This is a genomic window from Heyndrickxia sp. NPDC080065 (assembly GCF_050281185.1).
Classification (GTDB): Bacteria; Bacillota; Bacilli; order Bacillales; family Bacillaceae_C; genus Heyndrickxia.
In genome coordinates this window covers 62,862-82,072 of the sequence record NZ_JBNNWS010000007.1, presented here as the reverse complement: position 1 = coordinate 82,072, position 19,211 = coordinate 62,862, and the positions used below count along the sequence as shown (strand labels likewise).

Below are 19,211 nucleotides of genomic sequence, written 5' to 3'. Positions count from 1 at the left end.
GTACTCCGATGATTAAAGTAAAAATAAAAACAGAGGGTAAAACATGGAACATCCCCCTGCCTTATGCCTTATTAAATATTAGCACATCGATATTATGCTCAAAATTTTTATGGAGAAATATAGACAAACAGATTAATAAACATGCAGAAAAAAAAGCTGTTCGTTTCTTACCTTTAGATCAGAAAATAATGAAACCCCTTCTTAAAGAACTCATTCAAGAATTAAAGAATTATAAAAATCATGTACTAATTGATATAAAAACAGAAGATGGAACAGAAGTCATCGTAAAATTGTGACGGTGTCAGGCACCGCTCGTGGACAAATCGGATATTTTTCCACTCCACACGGACATTATTCAAAATATTGGTATTTCAGAACTATGAATGTCCACCTGGAGCGGAAAAAAACAATAAAAGTCCACGAATGGTGTCAGGCACCATTATTTTATAATATACCGATCCAAATCTTAATAGCTGTTGCTAAAATCATGACTGCTAATATGATTTGGAGAATTTTTGTGTTAACCCTTTTCCCTGTGGTTGCACCTAGTGGTGAAGCAATTAAGCTTGCAACGACCATAATAATCGAAGGTAGCAGCTCAACTTGACCTGTTGAAAGTTTTCCAGTAATCGAACCAATGGATGAGATAAATGTAATTGCGAGAGATGAAGCGATGGTCATTCTTGTTGGGATTTTTAACACTACAAGCATTATAGGGACTAATAAGAATGCTCCACCTGCTCCGACAATACCAGCGGCTATTCCAACGAGTAAAGCTAGTAAGGAAGCGAGCCATTTGTTAAATCTCACTTGGTCAAAACGCTGATCATCGATTCCCCTTTTAGGTATAAACATCATAACAACTGCAATTAAGGCAAGTATGCCATAGACTAAGTTAATGCCGCCCTCTGTGAAAAATTTTGAAGAATATCCCCCGATAAAACTGCCGATTAAAATACTAATACCCATGTATGCAATTAGTGATTTATTTAGAAAACCGCCTTTTCGATAGGCCCATACCCCGCCAATCGTAGCAAAAAACACTTGAACAGCTGTTATTCCTGACACGGAATGTGCGCTAAACTGGGCAACTCCCAACATAGCTGGTATATACAACAACATTGGATAATTAATAATGGCTCCACCAATACCTAGCATTCCCGAAATAAAGGATCCAACAAAACCGATAATAAAAATTGTAATAATAAAGCTGAAATCCATTGTTGCTCCTCCTTAAAATGCATTGTTAAATATCAGATGAAAAGCAAACCTTGAATGGTCCCCTTTTCATTATCCCTTTTTTATCCAAAATTTCAATACACCATTATCGTTTTCATGCTTCAATAACTCATGCCCACCAAACTTGACCATGTAGTTAAGTCATTTTTTGAGCATTCTTATACCCTGCAAGGTATTCCACCAACCATTATTTTTAATAAAATATTTAGTATTTATTGCTAAATTCAAAAGACTAGCAACCCTGATGGTTGACTATTTCAAAATTAATATAATATGATAAATATTAATAAAATTAAATTTTATAGTTTTCCTTATCAAGAGAGGTGGAGGGACTGGCCCTGTGAAACCCAGCAACCACTGTTTATTTAAACAGAATGGTGCTAAATCCTTTAGAACTATTTATGTTCTTGAAGATGAGGAAGAGACTTTGTCAATAAGCTCTTCCTTTTTTAAGGAAGAGCTTATTTATTATTTATCGTTTGTTCTTAATATCATATATTTTTTCAAAGGAGAGAGAGACAATGGTTCAAAATGTAGAAAACGTAAAACACACTTTTCAGACAATCACTCCACCTTTTCGTGCAGATCAAGTCGGGAGCTTATTAAGGCCTGAACGTGTAAAACATGCCCGTTTGCAAAAAGCGGCAGGAAAGATCACTGCTGATCAATTAAGGGAAATTGAAAATGAAGAAATTATTCGTATCGTTCAAAAACAAAAGGAAGTCGGCCTTCAGGCAGTAACTGATGGAGAATTAAGGCGAGCATGGTGGCATTTTGATTTTCTTGAAAACCTTGATGGAGTAGAAGGCTATGATTCGGAAAACGGCCTACAATTTCATGGAAAAACAACAAAGGCACATTCTGTTAAAGTTACAGGAAAAATTGATTTCACCAATCATCCAATGCTTGATGATTATAAATTTTTGCATAGCATTACTGGAGACAGCATAGCAAAAATGACTATTCCAAGCCCAAACATGCTATTTTTTAGAGGGAAAATAGCAAAAGAAGTTTATCATGACCAAGAAGAATTTTTGCATGACCTAACTATTGCCTATCAAAAGGCAATTCAAGCCTTCTATGATGCTGGCTGCCGATATTTGCAGTTAGATGACACATCATGGTCTTCATTTTTCTCAGAAGATGGTGTTAGAAAAATCCTGGAAAAAGGACAAAATCCTAAACAATTACAACAATTTGCTGCAAGAGCTATAAATGAATCCATCGTAAATCGACCTGATGATATGAAAATCACTATGCATATATGTCGGGGGAACTTCCGATCCACATGGAAAGAGTCCGGCGGATATGATGCGGTATCAGAAATATTATTCGATGGTCTAAATGTAGATGGTTTATTCCTCGAGTTTGATGACAATCGATCCGGCGGCTTTGAACCACTACGATATGTGAAACGCCCTGATTTGCAAATTATTCTTGGATTAATCACTTCTAAGTTCGGAGAACTAGAAAATCCAGGTGATATTAAGCGTCGAATCGATGAAGCTTCAAAATTTGTAAACTTAAATCAATTAGGGCTGAGTCCACAATGTGGATTTGCATCGACCGAAGAGGGGAATATTCTTACCGAAGAACAGCAATGGAATAAACTTCGTCATGTAATCGAAATTGCCCATGATGTTTGGAAATAGAAGTGCGAAAGCGCCTCGATCATCCTAGGGCAAAAATGTTCCGGGAAAATCAGCTTTTGGATTTTCATCAATGAAGTCCGCTCTTTAACTTCATTGGGAAAGTACTAAAGCAGACCTTCCTCGGTAGCCAGTTTCTGACCTCGAGGGGCTAGGAGCTGGACATAAAGGAATTAGGTTTAGTCTGTACAAAATTATAGATCTAATAAAATGTTGTCAGGTATCAATGATGCCTGACAACATATTTTTCTATTTATTCATTTGTGCAAGAAAGTCCCCAAGAAGATCCTCAATGTCTTCTGTTTCTTCTTTTACGGAAGAGATTTCTTCTTCTTCTGTAGCTATATGCCAATCAAAGTTTTCTAAATCGTCATCCTGAACCACTTTTTCTTCATCAAGCTTCGGTTCATAATGTTCCATTCTCATTTCATTAATATCTATTTCACCATCAGTAGACTCTTCCATAAAATATGGGTAATCATCCACTTCTACTTTATTTAAGGAAGCGATCAGAGATGCGGTTCTGACAGGGTCTGTTAATAATTGATAGACAATGCTGCCTAACAAAGCCTGAGATTGTTCGTGTTTTAACCAATTTCGCTGTGCTTTGTTTAGACCTTTAGGTAATGGGATTGTTAACGTTTCTCGGTGTTTTGATAAAGATTGTCCAACCCCAGTCATTACAAATTCAGCGATTTTACTTGAAAAATTTCTTCTTTCAGTTTCCTTTAGCTTTTCCAAATGTCTTAAAATATGGTCTGGTGTATCAGAGGGGATTCGAAATGTGATTGGCTGTCCCCGCTTCATTTCTATTCCTTTCATCTAATCACCTTATTTGGTTTTGGCTAATTTTTTTTCTTCTTTTGGCTCATCTTTTTTATTTTTTCGAGTAAAGTCCGTAATTAACTTATAATAAGCATTTACCATCATCCAAATACTTTCTTTTTCATCTTCAAAAAAATCGATATTATAGCCATCTAGATTATTGTTCATCGTTTTGAGATAGTCCTTTAAAATAATTGAACCACCACCTATGAAATAACAAATTTCTGTTTGTGAATTTTTTTGCCAAGTATTCCTTAAAATACGGTATTGCTTTTTAGCTAAATCAAATAAAATTCGATCCACTATATCGTGAACGCTTGTCCGGCTTCCTTTGACCATGATGTGGTTACGATCATTTTTCTTCGTAATGATTTCAACAACATCTCGTCTGCTATCAAGCTCGACACCATGTTTAGACCTAATTTCTTCCCTTATTGATTCAAGAGACTCTGAAACACCTAAGTTATACCCTTGAGCTTTATCATCATCTACTTTGCGGTTTTTAATAACTGCAATATCTGTTGATAAGCCTCCAATGTCTTGAATGAGGATTCTTTTATCAATTAATTCCTTATTAATAATATTTAAATTGTTATCCATCACAAGATTGATAAAAGCAGCAAAACCTTCTGGATATACTTTTACTTCCTCAAATTTGATATTTACCTTTTGACCTTGATATCTCGGGGTAACTAAAAATTCAACTTGATGAACAGATCCAAGCAAACGAGAGCGGAAACCAACATCTTTTCCTTCCTTTACTTCCCTAAGTGGAAGGCCGGTACCTAAAGTATAGTTTGCTTCAATGACATGATTAGAACGTTTAAAAATCTGGGAATTTTCTTCACTAACCGCATCCAAGGCTAAGCTAGCAAATAACATAATAAGTGTTTGATCTTCCTCTGATTTACTGCTTCCTGGGTCTAATTCGGTTGAATTATTGCTCTTTGTCGCGAGGTGCCCTACACGGTAAATTGCATTATTATCTTTTAAAATGGGAGAGTGGACACGTATATGTATTCCATCAATGGGATTTTGTTTATCTAAATCTTCTAAACCAATAATTGGGCGATCCTCTATATCCCTAGCAACTACATTAGGAATATTTATTTCTTTATCTAGTTCTCCAAATATACCTTTAAGAGAATCGTTACCTACATCAATTGCTGCAATACGTGAATTTGTCAAATGAATCATCCCTTTCACAATATGTCGAATAAAAGGTTATTAGATCTAAACTGACCCGTCAATGAATCATGAACATATATCACGAATATTTATAAATAGACATGCATTTGTAATCTTGTATACGGATTTGTAAACATAGCGGGATAAGGACTAAAAAATCCTTATATATCAATATGTATACGCATTTGTGTACAAGTATACATTTCCGTACACAAATGTATACAATATGTGTACTTGTTTACAAATATGTATACATATTGCTTTTTCAATAAAATTTCAGCAATCAGAAACCATTTCTAATTCTAAAGGTCCTATTTATTTTTCACTCATCTGCATGATTTAAATACAGATGGAAAAAGTAACAACGAGATTCTATTATAGGAGGATGAATCAATGGAAAACACACATGATTTTGTAGAAAAACTCCACAATGATCAAGAAAAAGCTGAACAAAATAGAAAACGGGGTAAAGGCAGTCCTGGCAAGAAATTACCGACTAAACAACACGGCACAAATAAATAGTTCTTCATAAAAAGGAAGAGTGTCCCATAAGTGTCCGCATATTGCAGTTGGGTCACTCTCCCTTTAATTAAATCAACACTTTCTAACCTCTACCGGTTTAAGTATTTACTTCTCTACTCCATTCATTAGCAGTATCAAGAATAAATCGGTTAAAAGCTTCACTTTCCTCAAACATAGGTGAATGTGCAGACTTCTCAAACCACACCCATTTCTTAACGGGAGCTTGAAGATCTTTAAAAAAGGCTTCTGCTAATACACTTGGTGTAGTAAAATCATGGCGACCGCAGCAGAAAGCGATAGGAACTTGAAGGTTTTTATTCGACTTAAATAGATCAAAACAGGCTAATTCTTCTTTTAATAATGACGTTGAAAAAAATTTCCCTCTCATCCATCTAATAAAATCAAATAAACGATATTCAGTACTTTTTAATATTGGCTTGAATAATAAACCCGCAAGTTTCCCGTTATGGACTAAACCTACTTCAAACTCCTGCAGCCATTTAGTTAATATCCAATCGAAACATAACTTATTCCATGGAGGTGGCCCAATTCTCTTAAGCTCAGCATAGGCCTTTTCATTCCCAATCTCTTGAGACTTTTTAAGTATAAACTCATATGAAACTCTATCATTTTCAGTCCAACTAATAACTGGAGAAACAGCAAAAAAACCATAAAAAAGCTCTGGATGACGACTGGTAGCCAAAAATGAGAGAATAGCTCCAAACGAGTGACCCAGAATATAGACTTTTTCTTTTGAAAAACGCAAACAAAGTTTTCTAACGATTTCAACTAGATCTTCCACCATTTGATTTAACGTCATCGAATCATTAGGTATGTTTTTGGAAAAGGAAAGTCCAGTACCCCGTTGATCCCAGTTAACAACGAGATATTCCTTTTCAAGTTCCCTAGTAAACTGTCTTATATAACTAATTTGTGCTGCACCTGGCCCGCCATGAACCCAGAGGAGGATCGGTTTACTTTGATCCCATCCGCGTAATAGAAGCCATTGTTCAACACCGCCGATCGTCATCGATTCAAGTGAGGATATACTATTTGGTGCATTCTGTATAGCCGGGGTTCTACGAATGAACATAATCCTCACCTCCTAAATCGATTTTAATACCCACATTTTAAAGTTAAAAAATAGTATTAACAACTTTTAAGCTTCTACAAAACAGTGAGTACAAAAAACTTAAGTATTTTCATTAATTTCGAATGATAACAGAAAACAGGAGAAATTACTTCCTCCCGTTTTATAAAGATAATATTTTCTAATTCGTTTATTCCTATTCCCCTAAATTAAGCCACAACCTCACGCTTATTCTCAAACTGTTTATACTGCTCTTCTCGCATAATCTGGTTCAGAATTTGGACTGAATTCCAAACTTCTTCATACGTATTATAAAGAGCAACTGGTGCAAGACGAATTCCGTTAGGTGTTCGGAAATCCGGGATAACCCCATTTACTTTTAAAGCCTTGCAAATTCGTGCAGCTTCTTTATGCTCTAAATAAATATGCCCACCACGTCTATAATCATCCATAGGATTTCCAATTGTGAAACCTTGATCCTTTAGATAATATGCAATGAGGTCCATCATATATCGTGTCATATGCAAGGATTTTTTTCGGATATTCTCCATACCCGCTTCCTTGAAAATGGCGAGAGAACCAATTAATGGTGCAACACTCAAAATATGCGGTGTTCCAATTTGATAAGCTCCGGCATTCTCTGCAGGTGTCAGTGTATGCTCCATATCAAATTGTTTATCTTTACGAGAACCAAACCATCCTGCTAACCCAGATGATTTCCCAAAATGCTTTTTATTTACATATAGACCACCAACACTGCCTGGACCACTATTTAAATATTTATAATTACACCAAACCGCAAAATCAACATCCCACTCATGAAGTTCATGCGTTATTGCACCAATTGAATGACAAAGATCAAAGCCAATTAATATCCCTCGTTTATGTGCTTCTTCTGTTAAACGCTTCATATCAAGAATTTGTCCGCTTCTGTACAGTACACTTGGTAAGACGACTAAGGCGATGTCGTCTGTCAATGCTTCAATAATATCATCTTCCTCAATTATTAACCCATCCTGGCTCTTCACTCGAACTAAATGGTCATCAGGATCAAGGCCTCTTAATTTAATCTGACTTTGCAGAGCGTAAATGTCTGAAGGAAATGTTAGTTCATCAGCAAGGATTTTTGCCTTCTTCCCCTTTGGCTCGTAAAAGGTTGCAACCATTTGATGAAGATTCGTTGTTGTGGAACCGCTTACGATTACTTCTTCAGACAACGCACCAATTAAGGGAGCAATCGAATCTCCTAATCGCTCAGATAAGTCAAACCAAGGATATTTTCCTTCTGTCCACCCATTAATACCAAACTGTTTCCACGAATCAAGTAATTCTAATAATGATTGTTCCGCCCTTTTTGACAACAATCCGAGAGAATTTCCATCGAGATAGATCGTTCCCTCTTTCATATAAAATTCATTTCGGAAGGCTGCTAAGCTGTCATGTTTATCTAATTGACGAGCATACTCAAAAGAAGCATCGAAGTTGTGATCATCCATTAGGTGGTTTCCTCCTATCAAAACATCTCTAAGAAAAAGTTAATCTTTTTTCATAAAGGTATTTGGCATCACTACAGCAATGACTTCTCCTCGAGCACAAAGTGTGTCTTCAGCATATACCTCTGTATCCACTTTCCACTTCTTTGGATGAATCTCTTGTATCGTCCCTATCGCTTTCAAAGGAACACCATGTGGAGTCGGTTTAACAAAATCCACTTTTAAAGAGGCTGTCACAAACCGAGGCGGTTCCGATCCATCTCCCACTTCATGTCCATTTTTCTGATGAAGCGCTATCGCCGCCGAACCAGTACCATGACAATCAATTAAAGATGCAATCAAACCTCCGTAAACAAAACCTGGAAGCGCCATATGCTCCGGTTTTGGTGTATAAATCGTCAATGTATTTTCCCCTTGCCAAACTGTTCGAAAATGGTGCCCCGCTTCATTCAAACGACCGCAGCCATAACACCATGCAAAATCTTCTGGATAATGATCTTGAATTGCGTTTTTTACTTTTTCTACCATAATTTTCCCTCCCTTTTCAGAATAGTATAACATATCAAAAATATGAGGTGGAATGGCTAAGCTTTAATAAATTACTTATAAATAATTTCTAGGGTAAATATGAAGTACTAATAAGTTTATTTCAAAAAAAACAATTAATAAAAAAAATTCCCTATTGTCAATTTATTCATTGTAATATATACTACATTACAACACTAATGCACTAATCCTCAGGAAGGAGGAAAAAGCTTGATATTAAACACGGATGGAATGAAGCCAATATATGTGCAAATTTCAGAATGGTTAGAAAATGAAATTCTCAATGGCAATTTTAAAAGCGATCAAAAAATGTATTCTCAGTACCAGCTTGCAGAGATGTTTACCATTAATCCAGCAACAGCTGCTAAAGGACTAAATATTTTGGCTGAAGAAAACATCCTCTATAAAAAACGCGGACTCGGTATGTTTGTTACAAAACAAGCGACTGAAATCATCCTTGCAAAAAGGAAGGGACAAACCTTGAAACGTTTAATCTTTGAAATCGTTAATGAAGCAAAAAATCTTAACATAGATGAAGAAGAATTAATCCAAATGATTCAAACCGCAAATAAAGAAATAAAGGGGGAAGGAAAATGAATGCCATTGAATGTCAGCATTTGATGAAAAATTATGGTCAAACACGAATCTTAAATGATCTTTCTTTTACCATAAAAGAAAATACCATTACAGGATTGATCGGAAGAAATGGGGCGGGAAAAACAACCCTTTTAAAAATAATCGCTGGGTTTTTACATGAATCTTCCGGCGAAATCACTGTATTTTCGAAAAAGCCATTTAATAATCTTTTTGTCTCAGCAAATACAATTTTCATCGATGATCAAATGAATCTCCCAGATTCATTACAATTAAAAGAAATATTAGAAGAAGCTAGCCGTTTTTATCCTAATTGGAATGCTGATCTAGCGAGTCGTCTATTTGACTATTTTTCACTCCATCCGAACCAATATCACAGCAATTTGTCCAAAGGGATGAAAAGCACATTTAATATGATTATCGGACTATCTTCACGCTGTGCATTAACCATCTTTGATGAGCCGACAACCGGTATGGATGAATCTGTCAGAAAGGACTATTACCGTGCCTTATTAAAAGAATATATTGCACACCCAAGAACAATTATTCTATCAAGCCATCATTTAAATGAAATAGAAGACTTACTAGAAGATGTATTACTTATCAAAGACGGAAAAGTTCTCTTACATTGTCCTATAGCAGAACTAAATGAGTTCGCAATTGGGTTAGAAGGGGCAAAAACATTGATAGAACAATGGACGGAGAGCAGTGAAATTTTGTATCAGAAGGAAATTAGTTCTAACACTATATACACCGTAGTAAAAAATAACTTTGCCCCTTTTGATCTTGATAATATGCAGTTAGCTGGAATCAAGCTTACACCAGTTTCTTCAAATGATTTATGCGTTTATTTAACGAGGAAGAATAAGGGAGGGATAGATGATGTCTTTAATTGAAATCCGTCAAACAGAAATTGTGAAAAAACAATATTTTTTCAAATTAAAATCGTATGCTCAATTTTTTAGCACGATGATGATTCTTCAAGTAATTAGCTTTTTTTTAGCAATTGGGGGAACGGACAGTTATGAAAGTGGTAGTAATTATTTTCGAGTTCATATCACCTACTACTCTGCAACCGCTATAATCTCATTGACCTGTTTATGGGCATTTATTTCAGCGATTCTTATTACTACAAAGGCTAATCGCTACGATGATTTTGCGTTTATCACAAATAGGGTGACAAGCCATTTATCTAACATATTATTTCTGCTAACTGCAAGTATCATTGGAGGAATTACTTCTTTCTTATCAGGATTCTTATTAAAAATGATCATTTACTCCTTCAAAAATACGGAATTTTTACACGGAAGCTCTTTTACTTTAACAATAAGCGAAATATTCATAGGAATTACAGCAACCATTCTTTATGTTTTGCTATTTTTTGCATTAGGTTATCTCGTCGGGACACTTGTTCAATTACACAAGATATTTATTGTTATCATCCCAGGATTATTAATTGGACTAAATATATTGTCATTAAGAAATAGCGGCTACTTTACTGAAATGATTGCAGGATTTTTCTACAATGAGTCCTCTTTCCTGATATTTTTCATTAAAGTTATCTTAACTGCAGGTTTACTCTTTACAATTTCTATTGCGATTTCCAACCGATTGGAGGTTAGAAAATGAGCTTTTTGTTATTGTTTCTTATTATCTTTTTGGTTATTTTTTTCTTTCGAAAAAGCAATACCTCTTTTCCAAAAAGGAAAAAAAGCAGGGTAAAAATAAGCAATAAAATAAGCATGATTCTAAGCATTTATATAGGAGTGTTATTATTATCAGCGATATTATGTGCTTTTATTCCCCAGTCAAAAGAAGTCACATTTAATAAAAAAAATGAAACAGAAAATCAATGGGAGTATTTAGATAAGTTAATATCAGCCGGGAAGGTGGATCAGATCAACCAAAGTTTTGTCGCGGAAAAATGGGAAAAGGACTATCCTCATAAACAATTAAAAATCGAAGTGAATAGTGATACATTAGAATTGAGCATCTTAGTCGAAAGAAAACAGACAAATGATGACAAAATTGAAGGTTTAGTATTTAAGCCAGAAATGGAGATGGATAATTTCAATATTGAAATAGGAGAAACATTCAAACCTTATCAATTAGAATGGATGAATGACACTGTCTCCTTTGGTTCTCAAAAGCCGATTAATTTAACTTACTCATTGTTTAAAAAGGAGTTTACGATTACACAATTTACAGGTGAAACATCAGAAGATAATCACCATGGAGGCTCATATAGATATCCGGTGCTTTACTTAAAAGTACCAAAAGATCTAAAGATTATTCATGATGAAGATAAGGTGAATATTGAGTATATCGGACAATGAGTAATAGGTTTAAATCAAACATCCATATTTTATTCTTAACATCAAAAAAAATTTTTAAGACGAGAAAAAAACTCTCGTCTTTTTCTTTTAAGCATGCAAACGACATGAGTTTTTTTTTATCTGCGAAAATTGAGTCATTCACCTAAAAATAATGAGTAATCGAGTTTGTTTTTGACATAATAACAACATAGATTCATTTGAATAACGTAGTGTCCAGATAATAGATGAAGAACAAACTACTATTTCCAAAAATAAATAATTATTTCAAAAAAATGTATTTTCAATACATTACCTCCACGTTCATTATAAATCATTATCCAAATAATGTTTTTGACAATAAAAAAAATTAAAAGTATTATTTTATAATAGTAAGGGAGGTTGTGTAATGTCAGGATTAAACAGACAGAAAATTGTGGAAAGTGTCCCTCAAAAAGGTTTTTTTGGACATCCTAAGGGATTATTCACTCTTTTCTTTACAGAATTTTGGGAACGTTTCTCGTATTATGGAATGAGGGCAATCCTCGTTTATTATATGTACTATGAGGTTTCAAAAGGCGGATTAGGCCTTGATCAATCTACTGCACTTGCAATTATGTCTATCTATGGATCTTTAGTTTATATGTCTGGAATTATTGGCGGCTGGATGGCTGATAGACTCTTCGGAACCTCCAAAGCCGTTTTTTATGGTGGAGTACTGATTATGCTAGGGCATATAGCATTATCTATACCTGGAAATTTGGCGATGTTTTTTGTCTCCATGGTTTTAATTGTACTTGGAACAGGACTTCTTAAACCGAACGTTTCTAGCATTGTCGGAGAGATTTATAGCGAAGAAGACAATCGTCGTGATTCAGGATTTAGTATTTTTTATATGGGGATTAACTTAGGGGGCTTCCTTTCGCCATTAATTGTCGGAACAATCGGAATGAAGAATAATTTCCACCTGGGTTTTGCTTTAGCAGCTATTGGTATGTTTATCGGACTAATCCTTTTCATCATCACTAAGAAAAAAAATCTAGGTCTTGCTGGAACTTTCATCGCAAATCCTTTATCACCGGATGAAAAGAAAAAGGTCTACACAATCATTGGATTAGGCGTAGTGATTATTGCTGTATTAGTAGCCATTACGATTCCGGCTGGAATACTAACATTTAAAAGCTTCGTCGCTTTAATAGGGATTTTGGGGATTCTAATTCCGACTATCTATTTCGTAGTGATGTATCGTAGCCCTAAAACAACAAAAGTAGAACGTTCACGTATTATCGCTTATATTCCATTGTTTATTGCTTCAGTTATGTTTTGGGCCATTCAAGAGCAAGGCTCAACTATTCTTGCAAACTATGCAGATAAACGAACACAATTAGACTTCGCAGGTATCCATATTTCACCTGCTTGGTTCCAATCATTAAACCCATTATTTATTATCGTTTTTGCACCTGTATTTGCTTGGTTGTGGATGAAATTAGGAAAACGTCAGCCATCTATACCGCAAAAATTCTCATTAGGTTTACTGTTCGCAGGTATTTCATTCCTTGTTATTCTTTTACCAGCCTATTTTGGTGGATCCAATTCATTAGTAAACCCATTATGGCTTGTACTTAGTTATTTTATTGTCGTTATAGGGGAATTATGTTTGTCTCCTGTAGGATTATCAGCTACAACTAAATTAGCACCTGCTGCTTTCTCTGCACAAACAATGAGCTTATGGTTTCTATCGAACGCTGCTGCTCAAGCACTTAATGCACAAATCGTTAAATTTTATACACCTAAAACTGAAATGGTCTACTTTGGAGTGATAGGTGGGGTATCTATTCTTCTTGGAATAATCTTGTTAATCATATCACCAAAGATCCAAAGCTTTATGAAAGGTGTTCGCTAGCTATTTATAAAAGGCTGTTTTCGCATAGATTGTTGCTTTTCGTATATAGCTCCAATCCTTAAATAAATAGGCTTCGTGCTCTTTTCATCATCCATCCTCATTATGAAAGTAGTAAATAACCGTAAAAATCCTACTGCCGATTTTTACTTTGTTGCAGAAAGCAACAATGTTTCAGAAAAGAGCCTTATAAAAAAACACCATTTAAAGACGAGAGAATTGCTCTCGTCTTTTTCTTTTTATAAAGCTGTTCGTAAAGATTGTTGCTTATCGTAAAAAGCTACATCCTTAATTAAATTGGTTTCGTGCTCTTTTCTTCATCCCATACTCATTGTATAAGTGCGAAAACAACCGTAAAAATCCTACTACCGATTTTTACTTTGTTACAAATAGCAACAAAGTATTAGAAAAGAGCTTTTTATAAAAAGAAGGAATTTTCAAACTACTAATAGAAACTTATTACACAGTTATTCTTAAAAAACAGTATTGTTCAATCATTAGAAAGTGATGCAAAGACATAAGAAAAGCGCAAGCGCCTTGTCCATCGGCGTACGGATTTCGTAGTCTTCGACTGAGATAAAGGAGACACGGCGAGGGACGAGTCGATGTTGACTTATCGTAGGGAGTAGACGGAGAAATCCGCTAGCCGATAGGCGCTGGAGCTAGACATAGCAGACACTTTTCATGTCTAATATCATTAGTAAAATTTTATGCTTTCTTACCTTTTTAAAAAGTTTCAAAAAATTATTTTTCTTAAGGAAGTGGTTTCTTTGAGATCTTACTGGCTACCTATTCTCATTTTGCTAATGAGCATTCTCTACATTTTCTTTATCCCTGATCATCCACTGATGGTAAAGCTCCTATTTAAGTTAATTCCAATGTGGTTGATTATTTATTATGCCTACCGACAATTTCCTTATAAAAAATTACTTACTCATTGGATTATGTTAACCGGTTTGTTTTTCTGCATGCTGGGTGATGGCCTACTTCACTGGTTTGTAATTGGTTTATCAGCATTTCTTATTGGACATCTCTTTTATTTAGCGGGTTTTTTGAGTAGATGGAGTTTTTCAAAAATACGATTCGTCATGATATTACCTATTGGCATTTACGCTAGTATTATGGGCAAGGAATTAATTTCAGCATTATCTCGAGATGGAAGCGATTCTTTAATCGTACCTGTTCTAGCTTACGTAACCGTAATCTCCTTAATGGCTTGGTCAGCCATCATGACCGGAAACAAGTGGGCAATCATCGGGAGTCTTTTGTTTGTCATATCTGACTCAATTCTATCATGGAATATGTTTATTTCTAATATCAGCTTCTCTGGTCCGCTCATTATGACAACCTATTACACAGCTCAATTTCTTATTGCCCATAGTATTGGAACGGTTAAGATCGGTAACAACAGCATCAATCAGTCTGGTTTTGTCCTCAAATAATGGAAAAATGCCATGTCCAAACAGAAGGACATGGCGACAGCCCAATGAAATCATGTATCCGAAGAACCCAAGTTCCAAGTGGTGAGACTATCTCTTCGCCTATGTCCGACGCATATATGCACGAACAGTGATTGGCGCAAAGACCGCCACAATGACAGCCGCGCCAATGAGGGAGACGAATAGGTCCCAACCTATGGTACCAGAGTTGGCGAGATCTCTGACGGCAGTAACGAGGTGCGAGATTGGATTAATTTTTACAAACCACTGAAGCCAGTCAGGCATGGTCTCTGCGGGCACAAAAGCGTTGGAGAGAAACGTGAGAGGAAACAGCACAAGCATTGAGATCCCCTGTACGCTTGATGCAGTACGCGCAATTACACCAAAGAAAGCAAAAATCCAACTGATGGCCCACGAACAGACAATCACAAGAAGTGCTGCGATGGCGACATGACCAAGACCTCCATCCGGACGATATCCCATGATATACCCCATGGCGAAAGTGAGCACTGTCGCAATAGTATACCGAATAGTATCAGCCAGCAGGGCTCCTGCTAATGGAGCAATTCGCGCAATAGGCAGCGACTTAAATCGGTCGAACACACCCTTATCCATGTCCTCACGAAGTTGGACTCCGGTGACGATTGAGGTTGTAATTACTGTCTGCACGAGAATACCGGGAATGATAACGGGCAAATAGTTATGCACGTTTCCGGAGATTGCCCCACCAAAAATGTAAGTAAACATCAGAGTAAAGATGATGGGCTGGAGCGTGACGTCGAACAATTGCTCAGGTGTACGCTTAATCTTCAGTAAACCTCGATACGCCATCGTTAACGAATTGCGTACCGTTTGGCTGAAGCTCGTTTTGTTGCGCAGCTGACGTTCTGAAACTTGATTAATAGAAGTACTTTTCATGCTCTTACCTCCCTTGCTCTGTCGAATTCATTGTATATTTTAGAAGCTTCCTCCTTAACACCGTGGCCGGTGATGGTCAGAAAGACTTCATCTAGGGTCGGTTTCTGTACACTCAACTCGGCCAACTGAATTCCTGACTCACGGAGAGCGATAAGCAGATCAGTAACCCGGTCGGCTTCCGCCATCGGAGCAGTAATCTTTCCACCTTCTGGTGAAACAGATGACTGGACCTTAAGAACCTTTTCTACGGTCTGGCGCGCCTCTTGAATGTCCTGTGGATTTTGGATGTTCAAATGCAATGATGAGGTACCGACTGAAGCTTTTAATTCATTCACCGTACCCTCCGCGACTACCCGGCCACGATCAATAACCGCGATTCGATCGGCCAGCTCATCTGCCTCTTGGAGGTACTGTGTTGTTAACAACACAGTTGAACCCGTCTTTACCAAGCGGCGGATCGTATCCCACATTTGATTACGTGTTCGCGGATCTAGGCCGGTAGTTGGTTCATCTAAGAAAATCAGTGGCGGCTGTGCAATGAGACTTGCCGCAAGATCCAGCCGGCGACGCATGCCACCAGAGAAATTTTTCAACGGACGCTTCGCAGCTTCTGTTAAACTAAATTCCTCCAACAATTCCTCAGCTTTACGCCGTGAATCTGCTCGCCCCAACCCTAGTAGTCGAGAGAAGATGACCAGATTCTCAGTAGCGCTAAGAGACTCATCGACCGATGCGTACTGACCGGTTACCCCAATTAATTGACGTACAATTTGCGGCTCTTTCTCCACATCGTATCCAAAGATACGCGTCGATCCTGCGTCCGCTCTCAGTAAGGTCGCCAGCATTCTAATCGTGGTGGTTTTGCCTGCCCCATTCGGACCAAGCACACCGTAGATCGTACCGGCACGTACATTCATATTTACCCCGTCGACTGCACGATTGTCGCCAAAATTCTTAACAAGGCCGCGTGCTTCAACAGCCCATTCAGCATTATCTATAATTGTTTCTTTTTTGTTTAAATTATTCATCGTAATTCCTCCCTCTTCGTATTACTATAATTTGTATTTTTTATTTTAAAAATGATCTCTCGTCGGGAATCCCTTCCGTCTTAAGGCGGATTTTTCCATTGCACCTCTCACATCAGGATATTCGCCTGTATTTTTTTTTTATAACTTTTTATTTAAAGATGATAAACTTCATTTATGAACTGAATATGAACAATACAAAAAAAAGACGGAGTTACATTTAAAACTTCGCCTTTTTTAAATCATATAGATTTTAGTTATCGGTTTATTCCAATTTATTTTCCAATATCTCCACAAATTTTGTTGAAGCAGGTGATAAAGGCACGCTTTTTAAAAAACATACTCCAATAGATCTCTTCGGAATTTCTTCAGTTAGCTGTATTTCATGGAGTAGTCCTTTTGTTAAATATTCTTGGGAAAATTCCTTTGTCACGCATGCAATCCCTACATTTATTTTGGCAAGCTCTAATAATAAATCATGTGAGCCTAATTCAAATTCAGGAGAAATCTTTATTCCTTTAGATAATAGATAATCTTCCACATATCTCCTTGAGTTAGATTTCGGTTCAAGTAAAATTAATGGCTGTTTGACTAGTTGTTCGAGGCTTAAAGGTTGAGAAATTTGCTTCCTATAGTTCTCCCCGCAAACAAAAATATCATGAATATCAATACATGGTTTAAGTTCTAATGCAGGGTCATTAATTGGAAAGTTACAAATGGCAAGATCCACTTCTCCTGATTTTAGTATTGAACAAATTTCTAAAGTTGTTCCATTCACCATGCGAAACTTAATATTTGGATATTGATTATGAAAAGCTTCTAAGTATGGGATTAAGAAATACCGAGCAATTGTATCACTTACACCTATCTTTAGTTCACCTGTCGTTAAATCCTTAAACTCTAAAATCTTTTCTTCTCCAACATTAATCAACTTAATTGCTGCATGAACATATTCAAATAGAATACTCCCTTCATTTGTTAAAGAAACTCCTTTTGGTGTCCGATTAAATAGACGTGTATCTAATTCCCTTTCTAATTGCATAATTGCTTGACTAACTGCTGGTTGTGACATATAAAGATCTTTTGCTGCCTTAGAAAAACTTTTAACCTTTGCCACACTACAAAAAATTTTATATAAATCTAATTTGCTTATCATATAACCAGTCCTTATATCTTATATTACATATATTAATTTTACTTATATCACTTAACAGGTGTATATTACAAGTAGATACATAATTCTTAATAAACCTGGTGATTAGGAGGAATTATTTTGGAAAGATTAGTTGGAACAGTTGTTAGAGGACTTCGTGGTCCGATCATCAATCAAGGAGACAACATTGAAGAAATTGTTGTAGATAGTGTGTTAAAGGCATCAGAAGCGGAAGGCTTTGAAATTAATGATAAAGACATCGTTACGGTAACAGAATCAATCGTTGCCCGTGCTCAAGGGAATTATGCGACAATCGATCATATTGCAAAAGATGTTCAGGCGAAATTTGGTGAGGAAACGGTTGGTGTTATTTTTCCTATCTTAAGTCGTAATCGTTTTGCCATCTGTCTGCGTGGGATTGCAAAGGGTGCGAAAAAAATTATTTTAATGCTTAGCTATCCAGCAGATGAAGTGGGGAATCACCTAGTAAATTTAGATATCCTTGATGAAAGAGGAGTGAATCCTTGGACAGATGTTTTAACAGAAAAACAATTCCGAAACCACTTTGGCTATAATAAACATCCATTCACTGGCGTGGATTATATCGATTATTATAAATCATTAATTGAAGAATACGGTGTGGAATGTGAAGTTATCTTCTCAAATAATCCAAAGACCATTTTAGACTATACAAAAAATGTTCTTACTTGTGATATCCATACAAGATTTAGAACGAAGAAAATACTAAAAGCTAATGGTGGAGAGAAAGTCTATAGTCTCGATAACATCTTATCAGAACCAATCGATGGCAGCGGATATAATGAAGCTTATGGTTTGTTAGGTTCAAATAAATCAACAGAACATAGTGTTAAGCTTTTCCCACGTAATTGTCAGCCTATCGTTGATAAAATACAACAGATGCTTAACGAAAAAACAGGTAAAAATGTTGAAGTCATGATTTATGGAGATGGCGCATTCAAAGATCCAGTAGGGAAGATATGGGAGCTTGCTGATCCAGTAGTATCACCAGCTTTTACATCAGGACTAGATGGTACACCGAATGAAGTGAAACTTAAATATCTTGCTGATAACAACTTTGCCGATTTAAAAGGTGAAGAATTAAAACAAGCAATCTCTCAATATATTAACAATAAACATTCTGATCTAACCGGAGCTATGGAAGCACAAGGAACGACACCAAGAAAACTGACTGATCTTATCGGTTCCCTATCGGATTTAACCTCAGGAAGCGGTGACAAGGGTACTCCAATTATCTTTATTCAAGGGTACTTTGATAATTATACGAATTAATATATAC

At 36.2% G+C, this 19,211-nt stretch carries 20 protein-coding genes and 1 riboswitch; of the genes, 11 read left to right on the top strand and 9 right to left on the bottom strand.

Features of this window, described 5'->3' with window-relative positions; translation table 11 throughout:
* Positions 1-8 precede the first annotated feature (8 nt).
* Positions 9-296 (top strand): hypothetical protein, encoded by a 288-nt coding sequence (locus ACQKP0_RS09760; protein WP_427405646.1) that lies wholly within the window; start codon positions 9-11, stop codon positions 294-296.
* 148 nt (positions 297-444) lie between these two features.
* Here the strand turns inward: ACQKP0_RS09760 and ACQKP0_RS09755 are convergent, their stop codons facing one another.
* The gene (locus ACQKP0_RS09755; RefSeq protein WP_427405645.1) at positions 445-1,221 is read right to left on the bottom strand and encodes a sulfite exporter TauE/SafE family protein; all 777 of its coding nucleotides are present in this window, start codon (positions 1,219-1,221) and stop codon (positions 445-447) included.
* A gap of 326 nt (positions 1,222-1,547) precedes the next feature.
* Positions 1,548-1,659, top strand: a riboswitch (SAM riboswitch).
* 101 nt (positions 1,660-1,760) lie between these two features.
* Between ACQKP0_RS09755 and ACQKP0_RS09750 the strand changes: the two genes are divergently transcribed.
* Complete coding sequence (locus ACQKP0_RS09750; protein ID WP_427405644.1) at positions 1,761-2,891, top strand: 5-methyltetrahydropteroyltriglutamate--homocysteine S-methyltransferase; 1,131 nt, start codon at positions 1,761-1,763, stop codon at positions 2,889-2,891.
* 246 nt (positions 2,892-3,137) lie between these two features.
* On the opposite strand, the gene ACQKP0_RS09745 is transcribed toward ACQKP0_RS09750, so the two are convergent.
* Together ACQKP0_RS09745 and ACQKP0_RS09740 are read right to left on the bottom strand one after the other, a co-directional pair.
* A complete protein-coding gene (locus tag ACQKP0_RS09745) occupies positions 3,138-3,710 on the bottom strand; it encodes a hypothetical protein (RefSeq protein WP_427405643.1) in 573 nt (190 codons plus the stop codon).
* Between the two features lie 9 nt (positions 3,711-3,719).
* A complete protein-coding gene (locus ACQKP0_RS09740) occupies positions 3,720-4,901 on the bottom strand; it encodes a ParM/StbA family protein (RefSeq protein WP_427405642.1) in 1,182 nt (393 codons plus the stop codon).
* Between the two features lie 393 nt (positions 4,902-5,294).
* Here ACQKP0_RS09740 and ACQKP0_RS09735 point away from each other — a divergent pair, with 393 nt between their 5' ends.
* The gene (locus ACQKP0_RS09735; protein ID WP_427405641.1) at positions 5,295-5,423 is read left to right on the top strand and encodes a DUF4023 family protein; all 129 of its coding nucleotides are present in this window, start codon (positions 5,295-5,297) and stop codon (positions 5,421-5,423) included.
* 97 nt (positions 5,424-5,520) lie between these two features.
* On the opposite strand, the gene ACQKP0_RS09730 is transcribed toward ACQKP0_RS09735, so the two are convergent.
* The 3 genes from ACQKP0_RS09730 to ACQKP0_RS09720 form a co-directional block, all read right to left on the bottom strand.
* The gene (locus tag ACQKP0_RS09730; RefSeq protein ID WP_427405640.1) at positions 5,521-6,516 is read right to left on the bottom strand and encodes an alpha/beta fold hydrolase; all 996 of its coding nucleotides are present in this window, start codon (positions 6,514-6,516) and stop codon (positions 5,521-5,523) included.
* 206 nt (positions 6,517-6,722) lie between these two features.
* The gene (kynU, locus tag ACQKP0_RS09725; protein WP_427405639.1) at positions 6,723-8,009 is read right to left on the bottom strand and encodes a kynureninase; all 1,287 of its coding nucleotides are present in this window, start codon (positions 8,007-8,009) and stop codon (positions 6,723-6,725) included.
* A 39-nt stretch (positions 8,010-8,048) separates the two neighbouring features.
* Complete coding sequence (locus tag ACQKP0_RS09720) at positions 8,049-8,534, bottom strand: PaaI family thioesterase (RefSeq protein ID WP_427405638.1); 486 nt, start codon at positions 8,532-8,534, stop codon at positions 8,049-8,051.
* Between the two features lie 228 nt (positions 8,535-8,762).
* Here ACQKP0_RS09720 and ACQKP0_RS09715 point away from each other — a divergent pair, with 228 nt between their 5' ends.
* From ACQKP0_RS09715 to ACQKP0_RS09685, 7 genes are all read left to right on the top strand, one after another.
* Positions 8,763-9,149: a GntR family transcriptional regulator gene (locus ACQKP0_RS09715; protein WP_427405637.1), complete on the top strand. Its 387-nt coding sequence runs from the start codon at positions 8,763-8,765 to the stop codon at positions 9,147-9,149.
* Complete coding sequence (locus tag ACQKP0_RS09710) at positions 9,146-10,042, top strand: ABC transporter ATP-binding protein (protein ID WP_427405636.1); 897 nt, start codon at positions 9,146-9,148, stop codon at positions 10,040-10,042. The genes ACQKP0_RS09715 and ACQKP0_RS09710 overlap by 4 nt, the downstream gene beginning before the upstream one ends.
* Positions 10,029-10,775, top strand: a complete 747-nt coding sequence (locus tag ACQKP0_RS09705) for a hypothetical protein (RefSeq protein WP_427405635.1) — start codon at positions 10,029-10,031, stop codon at positions 10,773-10,775. Before ACQKP0_RS09710 ends, ACQKP0_RS09705 begins: the two co-directional genes overlap by 14 nt.
* Positions 10,772-11,482 carry a hypothetical protein gene (locus ACQKP0_RS09700; protein ID WP_427405634.1) on the top strand — a complete coding sequence of 237 codons (711 nt, stop codon included), beginning with the start codon at positions 10,772-10,774 and terminating at the stop codon, positions 11,480-11,482. The genes ACQKP0_RS09705 and ACQKP0_RS09700 overlap by 4 nt, the downstream gene beginning before the upstream one ends.
* 385 nt (positions 11,483-11,867) lie before the next feature.
* Complete coding sequence (locus ACQKP0_RS09695; RefSeq protein WP_427405633.1) at positions 11,868-13,361, top strand: peptide MFS transporter; 1,494 nt, start codon at positions 11,868-11,870, stop codon at positions 13,359-13,361.
* A gap of 102 nt (positions 13,362-13,463) precedes the next feature.
* Positions 13,464-13,634, top strand: a complete 171-nt coding sequence (locus tag ACQKP0_RS09690; protein ID WP_427405632.1) for a hypothetical protein — start codon at positions 13,464-13,466, stop codon at positions 13,632-13,634.
* 530 nt (positions 13,635-14,164) lie between these two features.
* The gene (locus tag ACQKP0_RS09685; protein ID WP_427405631.1) at positions 14,165-14,800 is read left to right on the top strand and encodes a lysoplasmalogenase; all 636 of its coding nucleotides are present in this window, start codon (positions 14,165-14,167) and stop codon (positions 14,798-14,800) included.
* Between the two features lie 99 nt (positions 14,801-14,899).
* Here ACQKP0_RS09685 and ACQKP0_RS09680 read toward each other — a convergent pair whose 3' ends face one another.
* The 3 genes from ACQKP0_RS09680 to ACQKP0_RS09670 all read right to left on the bottom strand — a co-directional run bounded on the left by ACQKP0_RS09680 (position 14,900) and on the right by ACQKP0_RS09670 (position 17,896).
* A complete protein-coding gene (locus ACQKP0_RS09680; protein ID WP_427405630.1) occupies positions 14,900-15,715 on the bottom strand; it encodes an ABC transporter permease in 816 nt (271 codons plus the stop codon).
* On the bottom strand, positions 15,712-16,743 hold the full coding sequence (locus ACQKP0_RS09675) for an ATP-binding cassette domain-containing protein (protein WP_427405629.1): 1,032 nt from the start codon (positions 16,741-16,743) through the stop codon (positions 15,712-15,714). The genes ACQKP0_RS09680 and ACQKP0_RS09675 overlap by 4 nt, the downstream gene beginning before the upstream one ends.
* A 262-nt stretch (positions 16,744-17,005) precedes the next feature.
* Positions 17,006-17,896: a LysR family transcriptional regulator gene (locus ACQKP0_RS09670; protein WP_427405628.1), complete on the bottom strand. Its 891-nt coding sequence runs from the start codon at positions 17,894-17,896 to the stop codon at positions 17,006-17,008.
* 117 nt (positions 17,897-18,013) lie between these two features.
* On the opposite strand from ACQKP0_RS09670, the gene ACQKP0_RS09665 reads away from it, so the two are divergent.
* Positions 18,014-19,204, top strand: a complete 1,191-nt coding sequence (locus ACQKP0_RS09665) for a coenzyme F420-0:L-glutamate ligase (RefSeq protein WP_427405627.1) — start codon at positions 18,014-18,016, stop codon at positions 19,202-19,204.
* Positions 19,205-19,211: the final 7 nt, after the last annotated feature.